General features: G+C 70.6%; 21 protein-coding genes. 9 read left to right on the top strand and 12 right to left on the bottom strand.

Annotation, left to right across the window (positions count from 1 at the left end):
• Nucleotides 1–27: 27 nt before the first annotated feature.
• On the bottom strand, nucleotides 28–933 hold the full coding sequence (locus BLU77_RS02365; RefSeq protein WP_245708629.1) for a DUF3152 domain-containing protein: 906 nt from the start codon (nucleotides 931–933) through the stop codon (nucleotides 28–30).
• Between the two features lie 93 nt (nucleotides 934–1,026).
• Here BLU77_RS02365 and BLU77_RS02360 point away from each other — a divergent pair, with 93 nt between their 5' ends.
• Complete coding sequence (locus BLU77_RS02360) at nucleotides 1,027–1,269, top strand: DUF3107 domain-containing protein (protein ID WP_089771527.1); 243 nt, start codon at nucleotides 1,027–1,029, stop codon at nucleotides 1,267–1,269.
• 13 nt (nucleotides 1,270–1,282) lie between these two features.
• On the opposite strand, the gene BLU77_RS02355 is transcribed toward BLU77_RS02360, so the two are convergent.
• Complete coding sequence (locus BLU77_RS02355; RefSeq protein WP_089771526.1) at nucleotides 1,283–2,008, bottom strand: TetR/AcrR family transcriptional regulator; 726 nt, start codon at nucleotides 2,006–2,008, stop codon at nucleotides 1,283–1,285.
• Between the two features lie 101 nt (nucleotides 2,009–2,109).
• Between BLU77_RS02355 and BLU77_RS02350 the strand changes: the two genes are divergently transcribed.
• Both BLU77_RS02350 and BLU77_RS02345 read left to right on the top strand, forming a co-directional pair.
• Entirely contained in the window at nucleotides 2,110–2,841 is a 732-nt protein-coding gene (locus tag BLU77_RS02350) for a DUF4386 domain-containing protein (protein ID WP_089772915.1), read from the top strand.
• A gap of 215 nt (nucleotides 2,842–3,056) precedes the next feature.
• A complete protein-coding gene (locus BLU77_RS02345) occupies nucleotides 3,057–4,655 on the top strand; it encodes a DEAD/DEAH box helicase (RefSeq protein WP_089772914.1) in 1,599 nt (532 codons plus the stop codon).
• 66 nt (nucleotides 4,656–4,721) lie between these two features.
• Here BLU77_RS02345 and BLU77_RS02340 read toward each other — a convergent pair whose 3' ends face one another.
• The 5 genes from BLU77_RS02340 to BLU77_RS02320 all read right to left on the bottom strand — a co-directional run bounded on the left by BLU77_RS02340 (nucleotide 4,722) and on the right by BLU77_RS02320 (nucleotide 8,916).
• Complete coding sequence (locus BLU77_RS02340; RefSeq protein WP_089771525.1) at nucleotides 4,722–5,279, bottom strand: hypothetical protein; 558 nt, start codon at nucleotides 5,277–5,279, stop codon at nucleotides 4,722–4,724.
• Nucleotides 5,280–5,319: 40 nt separating this feature from the next.
• Nucleotides 5,320–7,083 (bottom strand): alpha/beta hydrolase, encoded by a 1,764-nt coding sequence (locus tag BLU77_RS02335; protein WP_089771524.1) that lies wholly within the window; start codon nucleotides 7,081–7,083, stop codon nucleotides 5,320–5,322.
• 6 nt (nucleotides 7,084–7,089) lie between these two features.
• A complete protein-coding gene (locus BLU77_RS02330) occupies nucleotides 7,090–7,374 on the bottom strand; it encodes a hypothetical protein (RefSeq protein ID WP_089771523.1) in 285 nt (94 codons plus the stop codon).
• An 85-nt stretch (nucleotides 7,375–7,459) separates the two neighbouring features.
• Nucleotides 7,460–8,077: a MarC family protein gene (locus BLU77_RS02325; protein WP_089771522.1), complete on the bottom strand. Its 618-nt coding sequence runs from the start codon at nucleotides 8,075–8,077 to the stop codon at nucleotides 7,460–7,462.
• Nucleotides 8,074–8,916, bottom strand: a complete 843-nt coding sequence (locus BLU77_RS02320; RefSeq protein ID WP_089771521.1) for a PHP domain-containing protein — start codon at nucleotides 8,914–8,916, stop codon at nucleotides 8,074–8,076. Before BLU77_RS02320 ends, BLU77_RS02325 begins: the two co-directional genes overlap by 4 nt.
• Before the next feature lie 64 nt (nucleotides 8,917–8,980).
• Here BLU77_RS02320 and BLU77_RS02315 point away from each other — a divergent pair, with 64 nt between their 5' ends.
• Together BLU77_RS02315 and BLU77_RS02310 are read left to right on the top strand one after the other, a co-directional pair.
• Nucleotides 8,981–10,498 carry an aminopeptidase P family protein gene (locus BLU77_RS02315; RefSeq protein ID WP_089771520.1) on the top strand — a complete coding sequence of 506 codons (1,518 nt, stop codon included), beginning with the start codon at nucleotides 8,981–8,983 and terminating at the stop codon, nucleotides 10,496–10,498.
• Complete coding sequence (locus BLU77_RS02310) at nucleotides 10,491–11,912, top strand: DUF2079 domain-containing protein (RefSeq protein ID WP_089771519.1); 1,422 nt, start codon at nucleotides 10,491–10,493, stop codon at nucleotides 11,910–11,912. Before BLU77_RS02315 ends, BLU77_RS02310 begins: the two co-directional genes overlap by 8 nt.
• A gap of 3 nt (nucleotides 11,913–11,915) precedes the next feature.
• Here the strand turns inward: BLU77_RS02310 and BLU77_RS21965 are convergent, their stop codons facing one another.
• The gene (locus BLU77_RS21965; RefSeq protein ID WP_089771518.1) at nucleotides 11,916–12,578 is read right to left on the bottom strand and encodes a YflT domain-containing protein; all 663 of its coding nucleotides are present in this window, start codon (nucleotides 12,576–12,578) and stop codon (nucleotides 11,916–11,918) included.
• A gap of 71 nt (nucleotides 12,579–12,649) precedes the next feature.
• Between BLU77_RS21965 and BLU77_RS02300 the strand changes: the two genes are divergently transcribed.
• The 3 genes from BLU77_RS02300 to BLU77_RS02290 are packed head-to-tail and all read left to right on the top strand — an operon-like array spanning nucleotide 12,650 to nucleotide 15,611.
• On the top strand, nucleotides 12,650–13,933 hold the full coding sequence (locus BLU77_RS02300; RefSeq protein WP_089771517.1) for a magnesium transporter MgtE N-terminal domain-containing protein: 1,284 nt from the start codon (nucleotides 12,650–12,652) through the stop codon (nucleotides 13,931–13,933).
• A complete protein-coding gene (locus tag BLU77_RS02295; protein WP_089771516.1) occupies nucleotides 13,926–14,465 on the top strand; it encodes a DUF1003 domain-containing protein in 540 nt (179 codons plus the stop codon). Before BLU77_RS02300 ends, BLU77_RS02295 begins: the two co-directional genes overlap by 8 nt.
• Before the next feature lie 9 nt (nucleotides 14,466–14,474).
• Nucleotides 14,475–15,611, top strand: coding sequence for an Mrp/NBP35 family ATP-binding protein (locus tag BLU77_RS02290; protein WP_089771515.1), 1,137 nt, complete (start codon nucleotides 14,475–14,477; stop codon nucleotides 15,609–15,611).
• Nucleotides 15,612–15,637: 26 nt separating this feature from the next.
• Here BLU77_RS02290 and BLU77_RS02285 read toward each other — a convergent pair whose 3' ends face one another.
• The 4 genes from BLU77_RS02285 to sigE form a co-directional block, all read right to left on the bottom strand.
• Complete coding sequence (locus BLU77_RS02285) at nucleotides 15,638–16,120, bottom strand: twin-arginine translocase TatA/TatE family subunit (RefSeq protein ID WP_089771514.1); 483 nt, start codon at nucleotides 16,118–16,120, stop codon at nucleotides 15,638–15,640.
• A 44-nt stretch (nucleotides 16,121–16,164) separates the two neighbouring features.
• Complete coding sequence (locus BLU77_RS02280) at nucleotides 16,165–17,238, bottom strand: S1C family serine protease (protein WP_089771513.1); 1,074 nt, start codon at nucleotides 17,236–17,238, stop codon at nucleotides 16,165–16,167.
• A 191-nt stretch (nucleotides 17,239–17,429) separates the two neighbouring features.
• Nucleotides 17,430–18,323, bottom strand: coding sequence for an anti-sigma factor family protein (locus BLU77_RS02275; protein ID WP_089771512.1), 894 nt, complete (start codon nucleotides 18,321–18,323; stop codon nucleotides 17,430–17,432).
• Entirely contained in the window at nucleotides 18,320–18,997 is a 678-nt protein-coding gene (gene sigE, locus BLU77_RS02270; protein ID WP_217632341.1) for an RNA polymerase sigma factor SigE, read from the bottom strand. Before sigE ends, BLU77_RS02275 begins: the two co-directional genes overlap by 4 nt.
• Before the next feature lie 195 nt (nucleotides 18,998–19,192).
• Here sigE and BLU77_RS02265 point away from each other — a divergent pair, with 195 nt between their 5' ends.
• Complete coding sequence (locus tag BLU77_RS02265) at nucleotides 19,193–19,825, top strand: O-methyltransferase (protein WP_089772913.1); 633 nt, start codon at nucleotides 19,193–19,195, stop codon at nucleotides 19,823–19,825.
• Nucleotides 19,826–19,856 lie beyond the last annotated feature (31 nt).

The raw sequence follows: 19,856 nt of genomic DNA, 5'->3' as shown, positions 1-19,856 counted from the left end.
AGTCCATCATCACCCGCCGACATCGGCCTACGGAGCGACCCACCCGTTCGGCGTGCACCCGTCCAAGGTGATGGTCTGCTGCTGCATCACCGGTGCCCGCTCGCCGGCGCCGGGGCAGTCCTCGTGCGGGTAGCCGAGCAGATGTCCGACCTCATGGGTGACGAGGTACTGGCGGTAGGTCCCGATCCCCGCCTCGGCGAGGAAGGAATCGGTGCTCTGCGCCCAGCGCACCGCGTTGAGAACGGCGTGCCCCTCTCTCCCGCAGGAGTACTCACCGCCGGTGTCCAGGGGCGCACAGAGTTCGTCGGTGAGGTCAGGAGAGGCGAGCACCACGCGCATGTCGGGGTCGCCGTCGGTGCGGGCGAAGGCCACCGACCCGTCGTGACCCCAGCCGCGCGGATCGTTCAGGACGGTCATCACGTACGCGGCGAAGGTCTCCGGCTCCACGGCGAGCCCGTCCTCCACCTCGACCCGCACGTGGATCACCCGGTCGGCTCCTTCGGGGGCCGCGGTCTCGCCGTCGACCACGAGCAGCTGCCCGGAGGCGGACCGCGGCACCTCGCGGTCCAGCACACCGGCGCGCTGGTCGGCACGCTCGGCCGCGGTCAACTCCGGTTCTTCCGGCTGCTCCGACTCCGCTGAGGTGTCCTCAGCGGACTCGTTCCCTGCTTCGACCTCGCCCGGCCAGTCGGGAATGCGCATCGACGGCCAGGCCGTGGGGGTCGGATCAGCCTCACGACCGTCCGACGGCGCCGGATCGCGGTCGCTTCCACGGCTCGTGACCGGGGCGCGGAGCACCTCTGTCTGCGCGGCGTCGTCCGGATCGGGAATAGCGCTCGGACCCTCGGCGCTGACCATCCCGAGGAGCAGCACGAGCAGGCCCACGGGCGCGACGAACCGCACCCGCTTGCGCCTGGACTCGTGACTGGTCATGGAGTCCATGGTGCCACTCGTAGCAACGTACGATGGCGCGCAGTACCCCTAACCACAGGTGGCCTAGGCCACGCATGAGATGCGGAGAGACACGTGGAGATCACGATCGGCGTCAAGCACATCAACCGCGAGCTGACCCTGGAGGTGGGTGAGGACGCCGACGCCGTGGTCGCCGCCGTGACCGAGGCGCTCGCGAAGTCCGCCGACGGCGATGCCGGCGCGGTCCTGGACCTCACCGACGAGAAGGGCCGCCGGGTCGTGGTGCCGGTCGCAACCCTCGGGTTCGTCGAGATCGGCGCCCAGACCCCGCGCCCGGTGGGCTTCGGGGCTCTCTGAGCCCAGCTCGACCTCACCGCGACGGGTCGACCGCCTCGAGCCTCCGCGCCAGACCGTCCAGGAGCAGGTCGAGGGTGAACTCGAACTCGTTCTGCGAGTCGCACCAACCGAGCGGGTCCTCGTCGTGGTCGTGCAACTCGGCGGCCACCATCGCGGTCAGGTGCGGGAGCCGTTCGGCCATCGCCGCGAACTCGGCCTCCGCAGCGTCCTCGTCGAGCGTCCCGCCGGCGTCGGTGGGGCTGAACAGCTCCTGCGCGAAGCCGAGCGCCATGCTGCCCAGGCTGTGCAACGCCTGGTGCGCCAGGTGATAGCTGAAGCCGCCCCCGATCAGGGTGGCGAGGATCGCCTCGAAGTAGGGATAGAGGGGGGCCGGGATCGTCGACCGCGACCCGATCAGCCCCGGCGCCCAAGGATGACGCACCATCACCGTGCGCGCTGTCAGGCACCGTCGCCTGAGCGCAGCACGCCAGTCCTGGGCCACGGGGTCGGCGCTCGGTGACCCCGGCGGGTTCGTGCGCCCCACCGCGGCCTCGATCTCGCCGACCACGGACTCCACGAGCCCGTCCAGCAGCTCCTCCTTGCCGCGCACGTGGTGATAGAGCGACATCGCCTCGACATCCAGCTCGGCCGCCACTCGGCGCATCGTCACCGCCGACAGCCCGTCGGCGTCGGCGAGCGTCGATGCCGCGGCCAGCACCCGATCCCGGCTCAGCGGCGGGCGCACCCTCCCGGCAGCCATCCAGCCTCCTCGGTTCGGTCGTGGGTTCGCCCCCATTGTTGACCGACCTTACGCCGTATGGTTACCTTACGCCGTAAGTTTCGTCGATCCGGGAGCAGATGATGACCACGACCACCGCCACGTCCCCCGTCCCGAACGCTCTCGACCCGGACCAGCAGGCACGCGTCCGGACTGCCCGGATCACCGGCCTGCTCTACCTCGGCCTCGGCGTGACCGGAGTCCTGGGGTTCCTGGTGATCCGCAGCCAGCTGTTCGTCGCCGGCGATGCGGCCGCCACCCTGGCGAATCTGCAGGCGCACCCCGTCCTCACCCGGGCGGGCGTCGCGCTGGAGATGGGGGTGGTGATCACCCAAACCCTCACTGCCCTGTGGTTCTACCGCCTCTTCCGCGGCGTGAGCCCGTTCGCCGCAGGCGCCCTCGCCGTCTTCGGGCTGATGAATGCGGTGGCCCAGACCGGCAGCGCAGCCTTTCTCGCCGCGGCGGCCGGCGTGGCCGCCGACCCGGCCACCGCGATCGCCGGGGACGCGGCCGGCTCGGTCCAGCTCTTCTCCACCATCGCCGAGCACTTCTGGAGCGCCGGCACCCCGTTCTTCGGACTCTGGCTGCTCCCGATGGGCCACCTGATCCTCACCTCCGGCTGGCTCCCGGCACCGCTCGGCTGGCTCCTCCTGGTGGGCGGGGCGGGCTACCTCCTCAGCGCCTTCGTCGCCACCCTCGTCCCCGAGGCGGAGACCGTCGCCGGCCTGCTCACCGCGCCCGCCACGGTCGGTGAACTGTGGACCCTGGGGTACCTGATCGCCGTCGGGGTTCGACGGGCCCCGGCGGCGCGATAGCGCGGCCACATCCGGAACTGTCGACGCAGGCGGTAGCATAGGAGCCGTACACGGTTGCCCGGTCGCCCGAACAGGTAGATCACGCGGCATAAGTCGGCACGAGCCGACACTGACATTCTGCGATCGGCTACCACGACCAGGTGAGACTCGTCGCCCCGCACCGCGTGGGTGGGACGAGCGGCGCGATCCACCGTGAAGCGAACAGGTTCACACCCGTGACAGACACCATCAACACTGACGAGGCGACCGAGGATCTCGACGCCGTCGTCGGCGACAGGGTCGAGGCCGGCGAGATCGCCGACCCGCACGCCGAGGTCGCCAAGACATTCGCGGACTTCGGTGTCCGTGACGACATCGCCGGCGCGCTCAGCGACGTCGGCATCACCCACCCCTTCCCGATCCAGGCACTCACCCTCCCGGTGGCGCTGAAGGGCCGGGACATCATCGGGCAGGCCAAGACCGGCACCGGAAAGACACTCGGTTTCGGCGTGCCCCTCCTGGAGGGCGTGGTCGCCCCCGGTGAGGACGCCTGGGAGACCCTGCCCGACGCCGGGAAGCCGCAGGCGCTGGTGGTGGTGCCCACCCGCGAGCTCGCCGTGCAGGTGGCCGGCGATCTGGCGACGGCGTCCCGTCGCCGCAAGGTGCGCGTGCTGCAGGTCTACGGTGGCCGTGCGTACGAGCCGCAGATCGAAGCCCTGCAGACCGGTATCGAGGTTGTGGTCGGCACCCCCGGCCGGATGATCGACCTGCTCAAGCAGCGCCACCTGGACCTGGGCAAGGTCCGCACCGTGGTGCTGGACGAGGCCGACGAGATGCTCGACCTCGGCTTCCTGCCGGACGTGGAGACGCTGCTCGCCGCCACCCCCGCCACGCGCCACACGATGCTCTTCTCGGCCACCATGCCGGGGCCCGTGGTCGCGATGGCTCGCCGGTACATGACGCGCCCCACCCACATCCGGGCGCACGACCCGGGTGACGAGGGTGCCACGCTGAAGACCACCCGGCAGGTCGCCTACCGGGCGCACGCGATGGACAAGGTGGAGATGCTCTCGCGCATCCTGCAGGCCGAGGGCCGCGGGCTGACGATCGTGTTCGCCCGGACCAAGCGCACCTGCGCCAAGGTCTCCGACGAGCTGAACGACCGCGGTTTCGCTGCCGCGGCGATCCATGGTGACCTCGGTCAGGGCGCCCGTGAGCAGGCGCTGCGAGCGTTCCGCAACGGCAAGGTGGACGTGCTGGTGGCCACCGACGTGGCCGCTCGCGGTATCGACATCGACGACGTCACCCACGTGATCAACTACCAGTGCCCCGAGGACGACAAGGCGTACGTGCACCGGATCGGGCGCACCGGACGCGCCGGCAACACCGGGACCGCGATCACCTTCGTGGACTGGGACGACCTGCCGAAGTGGGGCCTGATCAACCGGACCTTGGACCTGAACATCGGCGAGCCGCCGGAGACCTACTCCTCGTCGGCGCACCTGTACTCCGACCTGAAGATCCCCGAGGGCACCAAGGGCCGGCTGCCCCGTGCGGCGCGGACCCGTGCCGGACTCGGGGCCGAGCAGGTCGAGGACCTGGGCGAGACCGGCAACTCGGCCGGTAAGAGCAAGAGCCCGGACCGTGCTGGCCCAGCAGGCGGTCGCGGCCATGGCGACGGCGGTGGCCGAGGTGAGGGACGCCGTCGGGGTGGACGCTCCGGAGGACGTTCCGGGGAGGGCCAGGCCGGCGGCGGACACGCCGACGGTGAGCGCCCCGGTGGTCAGCGCCGCCGGCGTCGGCGCCGTACCCGCGGCGGCCGCCCCGCCGAGTAAGTCACGCAGCACCGGTGGGGCGGGCGTCGATCTCACAATCGATGCCCGCCCTACCGTGGTGTGCGATCAGGTCTCCCCCGGCGGGAAGTAGAACTGGGGCGCCGACTCCGGCCCCTCGCTGCGAGGTTGCAGGGCGCCGATCCGCCCGTCCCGCGGCTCCGGGAAGATCAGGGCATTGAGCTCGCTCGGATCCCCGGGGGCACAGGCGGTCCTCGCGGCAACGCGCACGCTCCCGGTGGCCGGGTAGCAGGAGACGACGAGTTCGGCGTAGCGGTCGTCACCGCGCACGATCAGCGCGTGCTGGGCACGTTCCCCAGAGCCGTACGACTCAGCGTTCGGTGCCAGCCCTGCGCCGCGGAGCATGGTGAGCGCCTGGGCCATGACCTCCTCCGCCGGCCGGCCAGTCCGCACGTGCCGCAGGTACTGGAAGTGGTATCGCGCCGGTCCCTCAGGATGGTCCGGGCATCGTTGCGCGAAGGCGCCGTACTGCGCCTGACCCACGGCCCACTCGCCCTCGTGGACGCTCATCAGGAGTGCGTGCAACTGCCCCTGATAGGCGTGGAACAGGTCGGCGGCGCCCTCGTAGAGCACGCCTGCGGTAGGACCGTCAATCGTCTGGGACATCACTCATCACCAATCCGCAGCACGACTGCTGCATGCTGCCTCACCATGGGACCGCCGGGGTGCTCACCGGCGGCCACCGGAAGGAGTCCTTCACGAGTTCCACGCCGTCCTCGATGACGTTCTTGCCGGTCTCGACGACGTCGTCCACGGACTCCCAGAACCCGCCCTCGCTGCCGACGCCGTCGGTCACGGTGCCCGGCTCACCGTGGGCGACGATCTGCTCGATGTTGTAGAGGGACTCGCTCCCGTCGCTCAGATAGCCGTCCGCACCCTGGGCCGAGTGTCCCTCGGTGGGATGCAGGTACTCGCCGTCCTTGTCGGTCGCGAGCGTCCCGTCGGGGTCGCGGGCATAGCCACCGTCGCTGTCGAACTCCGTCGCACCCGGAAGGCCCTCGGGGCCCACTCGGTCCCCGCCCCAGAGCGTGACGTGCCGGCCGATCCGCGCCCACGGGTCGTCCGGGGACAACGAGGCGTACAGGTCCGGGCCGTCGTTCAGGTTGGCGAGCAGGGCCTCGTCGTTCGGGAAGCCGGCCGATCCGACGGCGATGAACTGGTCCACGCCGTGCCCACCCGGTTCGGAGCCGATCGCGAGCGCCGCGGTGGTGCTTCCGTAGGAATGGGCGATCACCGCGTTCTCGGCATCGGGATGGACGGTCTGGAGACCGTCCAGGAAGGTGCTCAACGAGGCGGCCCCGTCCTCAGCCCGATCCAGGAACGGCTCCTCCAGCTTCGAGGGTGTGTCATATCCGAACCACACCACGGTGGCCGATTCAGCCGCGGCGTCGGCCGCCTCGACGCCCTCGTTCAATGCCCGCGCCGATGCGCCCCAGCTGGGCATCCCGGTCACGCTGGCATCCATCCCCGGCACCAGCACGTTGAGGTCCGTGGCGCCGGCAAGGTCGCCGTAGGCGAGGGCCGCCGTCACCTGCTCGGACCCGTCCGGATCGAAGGAGACGAGCCACGCGTCGTTTCCTTCCACCTCGGCCTCCAGTGCAGCGAGGTCCGGCGGTACGGGCTCGCCTGCGGCAGCGATGGCCCGCTCGAGCTCAGCCACGTTGGCCGCGTGCCGCACGTCATACGGGATTCCGTCCAGGTTGCCGATGATCTCCGGACGGCGGCCGCTCAGTTCCGCTCGCGCGCCCGGTCCGAGCTGCTCCCAGTAGGCGGCCACCTCGGCAGGGGTGTCACAGGCGAGGAGGCCCGCCAGTGCGTCCCGCGCCTCGGAGGTGAGCGCGGTGCCGGTGCCCTCGGCGAGCGCCGTGAGTGCCTCGTCGTAGGCCTCGTCCCACGCGGCGTAGTGCTGCTCGTAGGTCTCCCACAACTCGTCGAGCGCGCTCCTGCAGCCCTCGCGCGCCTCATCGGCCTCCTGCAGCCTCGAGTGCGCGGTCGCCGACGCCTCCTCATCGTCGCCGCGCGCGGACCACAGAGCGGCCAGCGCCGCCTCCTGGTACTCCACATCGGCCGCCTGCCAGGCAGCATGGGCGTCCTCGACGTCACCGATCACATCGTTGGCGCTGCTCGCGGAGGTGTCGTAGGCCTCGGCGTAGTCGGCGAGCACCCGCACCAGCAGCTCGGCCGCCGCGATGTCCGTAGCAAGCGCCAGGAGCAGGTCGGCGGCGTCGTCGCGGGCCCTGGTCACCGACTTGCCGGTGCCGGGGAGCTCCATGGTCTGCTCCGCGGCGGATCGGACGTCGTCCTGCCGATCAGCCAGCCGCCCGATGGCGCTGCTCCACCACCGCATGTCCCCGGCACTGCCGTCGATCTTCTCCAGCGGAAAGCCTCGGTTCGGCGAGGTGAGTGACACGTGCTGCTACTTCCCGAACAGTTCGTCGTCGAGCATGCCGAAGTCGTCAGCAATGGCCTGCACGTTCGCGCTCAGGGTGGATGCGGCCACGGACCGGTTCAAGGCAGTATCGCGGAGCGTCTCGATCTGCCCCCGCACGGCCAGTCGTAGACCGGCTCGACCAGCCGGGTTCTCGATGCCGAACCCCTCGCCGGTGAGGTCGGCCCGCGCCTGGTCGAGCTCGCTCACGGCCCGGCTCATCGCCGCGGCGGATCCCTCCAGCTCGGCTTTGAAGATGTCGACGTCGCCCACCAGGTCCTCTCCCGTTGCGCCTTCGTGATCGACGCTAGAGGCAGGCCCCGGCCTGCACGATGGGGAGATCTCCCCAACGACGCTGTCAGCCGGCGAGGATGAACGCCCGGACGGCGTCAGCGATGAGCTGCACCGCGATCGCCGCGAGGAGCAGCCCGGCGATCCGGGTGACCAGGATGGTGCCGCCCTCGCCGAGTACCCGGTGGATGATCCCGGCGAACCGCATCGCCAGGAACAGGCACAGGTGCACCCCCACGATCGCCGCGACGATCGCCACCCACTCGGGCAGGCTTCCCTCAGAGCGCTGCACAGCGAGCATGGCGGCAACGATCGCACCCGGGCCCGCCAGCAGCGGAGTGCCGAGCGGCACCAGGGCCACGTTCACCTTGCCCGACGGCGAGGGTTCTTCGGCCTTACCGGTGAGCAGGTCCAAGGCCACCAGCAGGAGCAGCAACCCGCCCGAGGCCTGCAACGCCGGCACAGAGATGTTCAGGAAGCTCATCAGATGCTGCCCGAACAGCATGAACGCCACGATCACACCAAAGGCCACGCTCACTGCCTGCAGAGCGGCCTTGGCGCGCTGCTTCGCCGTCATCGTGGAGGTCAACGCCAGGAACACGGGCACCGTGCCGGGCGGGTCCATGATCACGAACAGGGTGAGGAAGGTGGTGGCGAACAGGGTGCCGTCGATGATTGCGCTCACGGGGTCAGCACCTCCACCGCCCCCTGAGCCGCGATCACCTCGAACACAGCCTCGGACGTGGTGTGCTCGCCGAGCCGGTTCAGCTTCCCGGTGCCGTGATAGTCGCTGGATCCCGTCACCAGGAGACCGAGCTCTGCGGCGAGCGCGGTGAGGTACTCCCGGTCGGCCGCGGTGTGATCGCGATGGTGCACTTCCAGTGCGGCGAGCCCGGCCCCGGCCATCTCCCGGATCATCGACTCGTCCACGACCCGACCACGGGCGCTGGCACGCGGGTGTGCGAACACCGGCACACCTCCGGCCGCCCGCACCAGCTGGACCGCGTCCACCGCGTCCGGAGCCTGGTAGCGCACGTAGTACGGACCTGCCGGGGAGAGCCACGAGGCGAACGCCTCGGCCCGATCAGCCACGTACCCCTTGGCCACCAGCGCGTCGGCGAGGTGCGGGCGGCCGATCGTGGCGCCGTCGGAGGCCTGCGCCTGCACGTCCGCCCAGGTGAGGTCGACGTCCTCGGCGAGGCGGGCCACCATCGCCTGGGCGCGCCCGTCCCGAGATGTTCGCGAAGCCTCCAGCACGGCGTTCAGCGCGGCGTCGTCAGGGTCGTGCAGGAAACTGAGCAGGTGCACACTGATTCCCCCGGCGGTGCAGGAGATCTCGGTCCCTCGGACCAGGCCGACGCCCGCGTCCGGCACGGCGGCGGCCGCTTCCGCCCACCCGGCCGTGCTGTCGTGGTCGGTGAGCGCCAGCACGTCCACCCCGGCCGCGGCCGCCTCATGCACGAGCTCGGTGGGCGTGGAGGTTCCGTCGGACACGCGCGAGTGCGTGTGGAGGTCGATGCGCACGGGCCCCACACTAACCGCCGGTGTCCGGTGAGTGAGACGCTCGGGAGTTTGCGATCATGGGCGCATGGTCTCTTCAGCCGATGAACGCGACGCCGCCCAGCAGCTCTCCGACCGGGGCTCGAACCGCTCCCAGCGCCCCACCTCCGACGCGTTCCGCGCGTTCATCGCCGCCGAGTGGGCGGCGCGTCCTGAGCCGGACGTGGCCCGGGCACCGGTGGCCGACCACGCCGCGGCCCGCCGGGACCGGATCGCCGAGCACTTCGCCGGGGACCGCCTGGTGATCCCGGCCGGCCCGCTCAAGGTCCGCTCGAACGACACCGACTACCGGTTCCGGCCACACACCGCCTTCGCGCACCTCACCGGGCTCGGCACGGACGAGGAACCGGACGCGGTGCTGGTGCTGCATCCTGAGGCCGATGGCGGTCATGAGGCCGTGCTGTACTTCCGTCCGCTCGCCGGGCGGGACACCGAAGAGTTCTATGCCGACGCCCGGTATGGGGAGTTCTGGGTGGGCGCCCGGCCCACCCTGACCGAGTTGGAGGCCCGGACCGGCATCCGGTGCGCGCACATCGACGAACTCGCCGACGCTCTCGCCAAGGACGCCGGGCAGGTGCGCATCCGTGTGGTGCCGGAAGCGGACGACGCCGTGACAGCCCAGGTGCACGCCGCACGCACCTCCTCCGGCCAGGAGATCGACGCCACCTCCACCCAGGCCGAGGACGGCGAGCTCGCCGAGGCCCTCTCCGAGCTGCGCCTGGTCAAGGACGACTGGGAGGTGACCGAGATGCGCCGCGCCGTGGACGCCACGATCGACGGTTTCGCCGAGATCGTGCGGTCCCTCCCCCGCGCCACCGAGCACCCCCGCGGGGAGCGAGTGATCGAAGGAGCGTTCGGCGCCCGCGCCCGGGAGGACGGCAACGGCACCGGGTACGACACCATCGCCGCGGCCGGCGACCACGCCACCACGCTGCACTGGATCCGCAACGACGGCCAGGTCCGCGCCGGGGAGCTGGTGCTGGTGGACGCGGGGGTGGAGGTGGACTCCCTCTACACAGCGGACGTCACCCGCACCCTGCCGGTGGACGGCACGTTCACCGAGGTCCAGCGCCGGATCTACACCGCGGTGCTGGACGCCGCCGACGCCGCCTTCGCTGCCGCGAAGCCCGGTCTGAAGTTCCGGGACGTGCACACGGCTGCGGTGACCGTGCTGGCCGAGCGGCTCGCCGCCTGGGGGTTGTTGCCGGTGGGTGCGGACGTCGCGCTCAGTCCCGCCGGGCAGCAGCATCGCCGGTGGATGCCGCACGGCACCAGCCACCATCTCGGCCTGGACGTGCACGACTGCGCCCAGGCACGCCGGGAGATGTACCTCGACGCCGAGCTGGAGCCGGGGATGGTGTTCACCATCGAACCGGGCCTGTACTTCAAGTCCGACGACCTGGCCGTGCCGGAGGAGTACCGCGGCATCGGGGTGCGGATCGAGGACGACGTGCTGGTGACCGCCGACGGGGTGGAGAACCTCTCCGCCGCGCTGCCCCGCCGCCCGGAGGACGTGGAGGCGTGGATGGCCTCGCTGCGTGACTGACAGCAGCCAGACGCCCGCCCCGGCGCCCGAGCGGGCCGCCGGTGGGGTGCGCGGCCGGCGACGCGTGCTGCCGGCACTGGCCGTAGGGCTGCTCACCACCGCGCTGTACACCGTGTTCTCGGTTCGCCAGTGGTCCCGGTTCACCTCGCCGTCGTGGGACCTGGGCATCTTCACCCAGCTGCTGCGTGCGTACGCCGAGCTGCGCTCCCCGGTGGTGCCGATCAAGGGCGAGGGCTTCATGCTCCTCGGCGACCACTTCCACCCGTTGCTCGTGCTACTCACCCCGGCCTACGCCCTCGCACCGTCCGGCCTCACCCTGCTGGTGCTGCAGAACGCCCTGATCGGCGTCTCCGCGGCGGTGCTCACGGGCTGTGCGGTGCGCCACCTGGGTCGAGTGGGCGGGACCACCCTGGGGATGGCCTACGGGCTGAGCTGGGGGTTGCAGTCCGCCGTGGCGTCGCAGTTCCACGAGGTGGCCCTCGCCCTGCCCTTCCTGACGGCGTCCGGTGCGGCCCTGGTGCGCCGTGACCATCGGGCGGCGGTGCTGTGGGCGCTGCCGTTGCTGGGCATCAAGGAGGACCTCGGCCTGACCCTCACCATGGTGGGGGTGGTGGTGGCCCTGCGCGGCTCACGTCGCCTGGGCCTGCTGACGGCGGCCGGGGGCGTGGCCGCGTTCGTGCTGGTGACCAAGGTGGTGCTGCCTTCCCTGAACCCCGACGGCGTCTGGGACTACGCCGACGACTCCATCCTGGCGACACTCCTGGAAGACCCAGGGGCCGCCGTCGGGGCCCTGTTCACCGGGGCCGGAGCGAAGCTCGGCCTGGTGCTGATGGTGGTGGGGGTGACGGCCTTCCTCGCGCTGCGTAGCCCGATCGTGCTGCTCACGCTGCCCACCTTCGCGTGGCGCCTCACCTCGGACGTGCCGTTCCACTGGAGCACCGACTGGCACTACTCGGCGGTGCTGATGCCGGTGGTCTTCCTCGCCGCGGTGGATGCGGTGCTGGTGCTGCGGCTGCGCCCGTACACCTCATGGATCGGGGCGGGACTGCTGGTGCTCGCCCTGGCGGTCACGTTCCGGTTCCCGCTCTGGCAGCTCACCGATCCGGAGCTCTACCAGCCCGCGTGGAACGCCGACGGTGCCGAGGCCGCACTGGAGGCGGTGCCCGACGGCGCCGTGGTGGCCACCGACATCACCCTGATGGCCTATCTCGCGCCCCGGGCGGAGGTGTATTGGGTGGGCAACGAGGACAACCCGGTGCCCGACCTGGTGGTGGTGAACACCAGCTCGGGGGTGTACGGGGATGCGCCCCCGGAGGACGTGGTGACCTACGCCGAGGCGAAGTTCCCGGGGGTCGAGTTCACTGAGGTGCTCGATCAGGAGGGGTTCGGAGTCGCCGAACGAGCGAGCGGCTGAGCGTTACTGCTGCGGGGGCCGGTCCTCGTGTGGCGGCTGGTGCGCCGGCGGCTGCTGGGGCGAGGGCTGCTGAGCCGGCGGCTGCTGGGCAGGCTGCTGCTCAACAGGCGGATGCTGGGCAGGCGGCTGCGGCTCCTCCGAAGGGCGGGCCACCTGGGTCACCGGGGCGCCCGGCCCGCCCGACTGGCCGTCGGAGCCGAGGCCGTTGAGCACGCGACGGGCTTCACCGGCCTTCTCCTCCAGGCAGAGGATCGCGAACGATCCCGCGACCACCTGGGAGGTCGAGGTGAAGTCGCGCTTCCCACCCGTCATCGCGTAGGCGATCACCGCGAAAAGCATGCCGGCACCCGCACCGATCAGCAGAGCCGGGAGCAGGGTCTGTGCCAGCGTGCCACCGAACAGCAGCAGCAGGATGCCGATGAAGAAGCCGAAGTAGGCACCGGAGCCGGCGCCGCGCAGCGCCACCTTCGGGTAGGTGCGCCGGCCGGTGATCCGCTCCACCATCGTGAGGTCCTTGCCCACGATCGTCACGGCGCTCACCGCAAACTCCTCGTCGGCCAGGTAGTCCACGGCACGCTGGGCCTCCAGGTAGCTGGAGTAGGTGGCGATCTCTTCTCCGCGGGGCTGGTTCCCGGCGCGCGGGTCGGTCGGGCTCATTGCTGGCATGTGTTCATTCTCGCCCAGATTCAGCCGCCATGTCACCCGACGCGAACGCCCTGCTGACATAGGCTGCACCCGTGAGCACCACCACGAGCCGCATCTTCGTCGCGCGCCTCGCCGGCATCGGCGTCTTCGACCCGCTCGGGGACCGTGTCGGCCGGGTGCATGACGTCGTGGTGCTGCTCCGGGTACGTCAAGCACCCCGCGCCGTCGGCCTGGTCGTGGAGGTGCCCGGGAAGCGGCGCGTCTTCCTCCCGCTCTCCCGCGTCACCGCCATCGATCCCGGCGCTGTCATCACGAACGGGTTGCTGAATCTGCGACGGTTCCAGCGCCGGGCCGCGGAGACGCTGGTGATGGGCCAGCTGCTGGACCGCGTGGTCACCCTGCGCGACGGTGGCGAGAAGGTCACCATCCAGGATGTCGGGCTGGAGCAGCAGCGGAACCGGGACTGGCTGGTGACCAAGCTGTTCGTGCGGCAGGAACGGCACAGCAGCGGGCGCCGGCTCTTCATGCGAGGGCAGGGCCAGGTGGTGGACACCGCCGAGGTGACCGGCCTGGCGCCGTCGGCGGAGCAGCAGGGCGCCGCGGCGCTGCTGGCCACGATGGACGACCTCAAGCCCGCCGACCTCGCCGACGTGCTGCACGACCTGCCCGAGCGCCGACGCAAGGAAGTCGCCGCGGCACTGCCCGACGTCCGCCTGGCGGACGTGCTCGAGGAGCTCGGTGACGAGGACCGGGTCGCGATCCTCTCCGCCCTGACCGCTCAACGCGCGGCGAAGGTGCTCGACGAGATGCAGCCCGATGACGCCGCCGACCTGATCGCCGAGCTGCCCACGCAGAAGGCGAGCGAGCTGCTCGAGCTGATGGAGCCCGACGAGGCCAAGGACGTGCGCCGCCTCCTCATCTACGACGAGGACACCGCCGGTGGTCTGATGACCACCGAGCCGATCATCCTCTCCCCCGAGACGTCGGTGGCCACCGCGCTCGCGCACGCCCGCCGGCAGGACGTCACCCCCGCCCTGGCCGCGATGATCTTCGTGGTGCGCCCTCCGCAGGAGACGCCCACGGGCCGCCTGCTCGGGGTGATCCACCTGCAGCGGATGCTCCGCGAAGCCCCGCACGAAGCGATCGGTGGTCTGCTGGACAAGGATGTCGAAGCCGTCGACCCGCACGCGCCGATCGGACGGATCACCCGGCTGCTGGCCACGTACAACCTGACCGCACTTCCCGTGGTGGACGAAGATCGCCGGCTCCTCGGTGCGGTGAGCGTGGACGACGTTCTCGACCAACTGCTGCCCGACCACTGGCGGGAGGCGGACGACGAGGTGACCGACGCCGCATTGGGAGGCCAGAATGTCTGACCGCCTGGACACCCCGCTGAAGATCCGGCGCCGGCTCATCCCCCGCCGTCGGAACAAGGACTCCTTCGGCAAGTTCGCCGAAGCCATCGCGAGGTTCATCGGCACCCCGCGGTTCCTGCTCTACATGACGGTGTTCTGCGGCGTCTGGCTCGGCTGGAACTCCCTCGCCCCGGTGGAGCTGCAGTTCGACCAGCGCGCCCAGAACTTCACGCTGCTCACCTTGATGCTCTCCCTGCAGGCCTCCTACTCGGCTCCCTTGATCCTGCTCGCGCAGGACCGGCAGACCGACCGGGACCGGGTGGCCGCCGAGCAGGACCGGCAGCGGGCCGAGCGCAACCTCGCCGACACCGAGTTCCTCGCTCGCGAGATCGCCGCACTGCGGATGGCGATGAACGATGTGGCCACCCGGGACTTCCTGCGCAGCGAGCTGCGCACTCTGCTGGAGGAGATCCAGGCCGAGCGGGAGGACTCCTCCGACCAGGACGTGGGCCGGGACACACCCACGAACTCCGGGGTGGATCGACGACCGTAGACTCGGGGTATGTCTGAGTTGATCGCACGCGTCCGCGAGGCCATGACCTCGGTGCTCGACCCGGAGATCCGGCGGCCGATCACCGAGCTCGACATGGTCAGGGACGTCGAGGCGTCCGAGGGCCCGGACGGCGCAGCCGTCACCGTCACGATCGCCCTGACCACCTCCGGGTGCCCGCTGCGCGAGACGATCACCCGCGACGTCACCAACGCCGCGAACGCCGTCGAAGGGGTCGCGCGGACCGAGGTGTCGATGACGGTGATGACCGACGAGGAGCGCACCGCCCTGCGCACCAAGCTGCGCGGTGGGATGGCCGAACCGGTGATCCCGTTCTCACAACCGGACAACCTCACCAAGGTCTACGCCGTCGCCTCGGGCAAGGGCGGGGTCGGCAAGTCCACGGTGACGGCGAACCTCGCCGCCGCGATGGCCGCCGACGGTCTCAAGGTGGGCGTGGTGGACGCCGACGTGTACGGCTTCTCCCTGCCCCGCATGCTGGGCGTGGAGCTGCCGCCCACCAAGGTGGACGACATGATCCTTCCGCCGGTGGCCGGGGACGTGAAGGTGATCTCCATCGGGATGTTCACCGAGCCGGGCCGGGCCGTGGTGTGGCGGGGACCGATGCTACATCGCGCCCTGCAGCAGTTCCTCGCGGACGTGTTCTGGGGTGACCTGGACGTGCTGCTCCTCGATCTGCCGCCCGGCACCGGGGACATCGCCATCTCCGTGGCGCAGCTGCTGCCGAACGCCGAGCTGCTGGTGGTGACCACCCCGCAGCTCGCCGCCGCCGAGGTGGCCGAGCGTGCCGGTGCGATGGCGCAGGCCACGCAGCAGAAGGTGGCCGGGGTGATCGAGAACATGTCCTGGCTGGTGCAGCAGGACGGGAGCCGCCTGGAGCTGTTCGGGTCCGGTGGCGGTCAGCGGGTCGCCGACCAGCTCACCGCCACGCTCGGTAGTGACGTGCCGTTGCTGGGTCAGGTCCCGATCGAGGTGGAACTGCGTGAGGGCGGCGACAGCGGTTCCCCGCTGGTCACCTCCACCGATCACTCCGAGGCGGCCGACGTGCTGCGGGAGGTCGCCCACACCCTCGGCACCCGTCAGCGTGGGCTCGCCGGACGCAAGCTCTCCATCTCGCCGGTCGGCTGAACCCGCCTCACCGCGGTGGCGGGAACTCAGGTCGCTTCGTCGTCGTAGGGGGCGCCGTTCGCGAGCGGGTCGACCGGTTCGACTGTGTCGGTCGCGTCGCTGTCGGTCGCGGTGGTCGTGGCACCCCCGCTTGCAGCTGCCTCGTCGGTGGTGTCATCCTCGCCCGCACTCGATCCGGTCGCCGGCTTCGACGTGGTGCTCGAGGAGCGAATGGAGGAACCGGTCTTCGTCGCCGTGCCGCTCGGCTTGGTGGGCTTCTCGTCGTCCAGCAGTGCGTCGCGCACGATACGGCGCGGGTCGTACTGCCGGGGGTCGAGCTTGCTGAAGTCGAGGTCGGCAGCCTCCGGGCCGAGCTCTTCCTTGATCGTCGCGGTCGCCCCACGCGCCATGTCCCGCAACGTCCGGACCAGCCGGGCCAACTGCTCGGCATAGGTGGGCAACCGCTCCGGACCGATGAGCAGCACGGCGAGAACGGCCACGATGGCGATCTCTTCAAACCCAAGTTGCACACCCGAAGCCTATGGCACGTACCGAGTGCTCCTCACCCATGGGCTCATCGTTGCTCGCTGACGCGCTCTCCGAGCACCACATCCACGTCGCGCTCCTGCTCGCCTTCCCGCACGGTGAGGGTGATCGTCTCCCCCGGCGCACGCGCGCGGATCTTCACGATCAGCTCGTCCGGTGAGGTCACCGGTTCACCATTGATCGCCACGATCACATCGCCCGGTTCCAGACCTGCGTCGTCAGCCGGGCCGTCGGGGACGATCGCCTCCAGGTCGTCCGCGTCATCGGTCAGGACCTGCACACCCTCGCCGCTGTACCGCCCGTTCAGGGTGGCCCCGATGATCGGGTAGCTGGCCTGGCCGGTATCGATCAGCTGTTGTGCGGTCCGCCGCACCTGCGTGCTCGGGATCGCGAAACCGAGGCCGACGCTGCCGGCCGAGGATCCCACCTGAGCCGTGGAGGCGATGGCTGAGTTCACGCCGATCACCTCACCCGCGGCATTCACCAAGGGGCCTCCGGAGTTACCGGGGTTGATCGCCGCGTCGGTCTGGATGGCGTTCAGGAACGAGCTCCCTTCCTCCCCCGGGATACTCACCGGCCTGTTCAGCGCACTGACGATCCCAGCGGTGACCGTGCCCTCCAGGCCCAGTGGCGCACCGATCGCTACCACCGGATCGCCGACACGCAACCCGTCCGAGTCACCGAGCAGCAGCGGGGTCAGGTCGGTGCGTTCCACCTGCAGGACGGCCAGGTCGTAGTCCACCGTGGAGCCGACCACGTCTGCCGGCTCCTGACTGCCGTCGGCCAGCACGACCGTGACCTCGTCAGCGGCGGCGATCACGTGATGATTCGTGACGACGTACCCATCCTCGCGGAGCACGAAGCCACTTCCTGACCCGCCTTGCCCGGCGCCACTGGTGCGGATGTAGACGGTGCTGGGCAGCACGTCGGCAGCGATCCCCGCCACTGAGCTCTCGTCCAGGTCGGCAGGACTGGGACGATCGCTCGTGGGTGCAGCGGTCGGCAGCGGCCGCGACTGTGGTTCGTCGAAGAGCTGCACACCACCGATGGCTCCGGCGATCAGGCCGACCAGCAGGCTCAGCACCATCAGCAGCACCACCATTCCCCCCGCGACACCGCGCCGGCCTCGTCGGCCACGGTCGGGGCGCTCTCCCGCGTCCCGTGCTGTGCTCCCGTCCGCGGGCACCGTCGGCGAGGGCTGGGGGCGCTGGGCTGGTGCCGACGATGCTGCGGGCGGGTGCCAGGCCGCGGAGCCGTGCCCCTGTGCCGGCCCGTGCGGCTCCTGCGGGGCGGTCACGAGCCGGCGAGCAGGACGTGCAGACCGTTCGCCATCCGGTCCACGACACCGGGGTCGTCGTTCTCGGCCATCCGCACGATCACCTCGTGCGCCGCCGTCGGGTCCGGGCCGGAGGACACGGCCACGACGGACCCGCCGCACTGGAGGATCCACCAGTCCTCGGCCACCAAGTAGGCCTCGTGCTCGCCCACCTGGACCGGTTCGAGGGCTGCGATCATCGATGTGTCGAGCACCCCGCGCTGCTCCATCACGTGCACGACCGCCTGACCGGAGACGAGGTCCAGCTGCAGCACCTGACCGCCGGCGTCAGCGCTCTCGGCGACGCTGACGTTCTCCACCCGCATCCCGGCCGGGAGGTCGCTGGGGGTAGACCACCCGGAGGTACTCATCCAGTCCAGGACCGTGCCGGAGATCTCGTCGCCGCTGCCGTCCGAGGCGGTGCTCGCGGTGGAGGGGGCATTCGCCAGGCCTGGCATCGCCGTCAGGCCGACCGGATCCTTGATGGTCGGCACCATGGCGGTGAGGTCGTCCACCTGGCGCTGCTGCCCGCCGAGCACGAACAGGGCCACGGCGAACACGCCCGCCGAGGCGAGCGCACCGGAGATCACCCGTACCCGGGTACCGCGCACGGCACGCTCGACCTCTCCCGTTCCGGTGTTCAGCCGACCGGGCGAGGCGTCCGGGATGCTCAGGGCCAGCAGCTTCTCGGTGAGGTCTGGGTTGACCGGGACCGCTCGAGCGGCGCGTGCGGCGTCTCGGCAGGACCGCTCGGCCTCGACCTGGGCACGGCACGCTTGGCACTGCGCGAGGTGCTGTTCTGCCTTGGCCACCCGCGCAGCGGAGAGCTGTCCGTCGACGAACGGGGAGACGAGCGGTCCCAGATGGCTCATCCGGCGCCTCCGGGAGACACCGGTGAGAGGACGGGAGTTGTGGCGGCCGGAGCGTCGTGTTCGGGTCCGGGCCCGACGAGCAGACCACCGTCCGGGGCGCCGGGTGCACGGTGCGCCAATACCTTGCGCAACTGAGCCCGGCCCCGGTGGATCCGCGAGCGCACGGTCCCCATGGAGATGCCGAGGGTTGCCCCGATCTCCTCGTAAGAGAGACCTTCGATGTCGCACAGCACCACGGCCGCACGGTATTGCGGCTTGAGCCCGTCCAGGGCCGCTTGGATGTCGGTGTCGAGGTTCTCGTGCTCGTACCGGCGCTCGGGAGACCCCGCCTCGCCGGTGGCCGGGACCCGCTCGGCAGCGGGGCCCAGGGCGTCGAACCGGATGCGCTTCTTGCGGCGCTGGCCGTCCAGGAACAGGTTGGTGGTGATCCGGTGCAGCCACCCCTCGAAGGTGCCCGGAGCGTATGAGCTCAATGAGCGGAACACCCGCACGAACACTTCCTGGGTCAGGTCTTCCGCATCTGCCCGGTTACCGGTGAGGCGGTAGGCAAGCCGATAGACCCGATCGGAGTTCTCGCGCACCACCTGCTCCCAGGTGGGCGGTTGCCAGCCCGTTGTGGCGTCCGCGGTCTGGTCCGGGTCGCCGTCGGTCGTGACAGAAGTAAGCGTGTCCATGTCACCGTCCATCGTAGAGGCAGTACCTGAGAACTTCCTGGGAGAGGACCGACGGCGCCACTCACCGCGAGAAGCGACCCGCCGCCTGGCCGGGCACGCCGCGTGCGAGACGGGGCATCGGCGCTACCATCGAGGTCACCGACTATCACCGACAGTTTCGTTCCGGCTCCGCCGGCACCTTCCGGGAGGCCCACCATCGCTGCCGACAAGGCCCAGAGCTGGGCCTACACCGAGGACTTCCTCACCGAACCCGAGCAGATGCAGGCCGCGCGTGGCCGCGCAGAGGAGTTCGGCATCACCCCGGTCTCGACCGGCACCGGCGCAGCCCTGCGGATGCTCGCCGCTGCGGCGAAGGCTCGAGCGGTGGCCGAGGTCGGTACCGGGACTGGCGTCTCCGGGCTCTGGCTGCTCGAGGGCATGCTCGAGGACGGTGTGCTCACCACGATCGACGTCGAGGTCGAGCACCAGCGCGCCGCCAAGGAGAGCTTCGCTGCAGCCCATGTCCGGCCGACCCGGACGCGCACCATCTCCGGCCGAGCCCTGGATGTCCTCCCCCGGCTGGCGGACACCGCCTACGACATGGTCGTGGTCGACGGGGACCCGGCCGAGGCCGCTGACGACGCCGACCAGGCCGTCCGGATGCTGCGTGCCGGGGGAATCCTCGCCGTCACGGACGCGCTCGCCCGCGACCGGGTCGCCGACCCGGCGCGACGTGACGAGCAGACGGTCGCGATGCGCGAGCTGGGGCGCCGTCTCCGCGAGGACGAACGCCTGATGCCCACGCTGCTCCCGGTCGGCGACGGCCTCCTGGTCGCGATCCTGCGCTGAGGCGCCGCTCCCCACCCCGCCGAGCACCACT

The sequence above is a fragment of the Ruania alba genome (assembly GCF_900105765.1).
GTDB classification, from domain to species: Bacteria; Actinomycetota; Actinomycetes; order Actinomycetales; family Beutenbergiaceae; genus Ruania; species Ruania alba.
Note: the sequence above shows the minus strand (reverse complement) of the source record. Positions and strands in the feature narration are given on the sequence as shown.

What these genes read in the sequence shown, in the direction of transcription:
- BLU77_RS02295 (WP_089771516.1), top strand. Translation starts at nt 13,926, where the DNA reads ATGTCTGACCGCCTGGACACCCCGCTGAAGATCCGGCGCCGGCTCATC.
- BLU77_RS02315 (WP_089771520.1), top strand. Translation starts at nt 8,981, where the DNA reads ATGGTCTCTTCAGCCGATGAACGCGACGCCGCCCAGCAGCTCTCCGAC.
- BLU77_RS02350 (WP_089772915.1), top strand. Translation starts at nt 2,110, where the DNA reads ATGACCACGACCACCGCCACGTCCCCCGTCCCGAACGCTCTCGACCCG.
- BLU77_RS02355 (WP_089771526.1), bottom strand. Translation starts at nt 2,008, where the DNA reads ATGGCTGCCGGGAGGGTGCGCCCGCCGCTGAGCCGGGATCGGGTGCTG.
- BLU77_RS02340 (WP_089771525.1), bottom strand. Translation starts at nt 5,279, where the DNA reads ATGTCCCAGACGATTGACGGTCCTACCGCAGGCGTGCTCTACGAGGGC.
- BLU77_RS02365 (WP_245708629.1), bottom strand. Translation starts at nt 933, where the DNA reads ATGACCAGTCACGAGTCCAGGCGCAAGCGGGTGCGGTTCGTCGCGCCC.
- BLU77_RS02275 (WP_089771512.1), bottom strand. Translation starts at nt 18,323, where the DNA reads ATGAGCCATCTGGGACCGCTCGTCTCCCCGTTCGTCGACGGACAGCTC.
- sigE (WP_217632341.1), bottom strand. Translation starts at nt 18,997, where the DNA reads ATGGACACGCTTACTTCTGTCACGACCGACGGCGACCCGGACCAGACC.
- BLU77_RS02280 (WP_089771513.1), bottom strand. Translation starts at nt 17,238, where the DNA reads ATGGTGGTGCTGCTGATGGTGCTGAGCCTGCTGGTCGGCCTGATCGCC.
- BLU77_RS02290 (WP_089771515.1), top strand. Translation starts at nt 14,475, where the DNA reads ATGTCTGAGTTGATCGCACGCGTCCGCGAGGCCATGACCTCGGTGCTC.
- BLU77_RS21965 (WP_089771518.1), bottom strand. Translation starts at nt 12,578, where the DNA reads ATGCCAGCAATGAGCCCGACCGACCCGCGCGCCGGGAACCAGCCCCGC.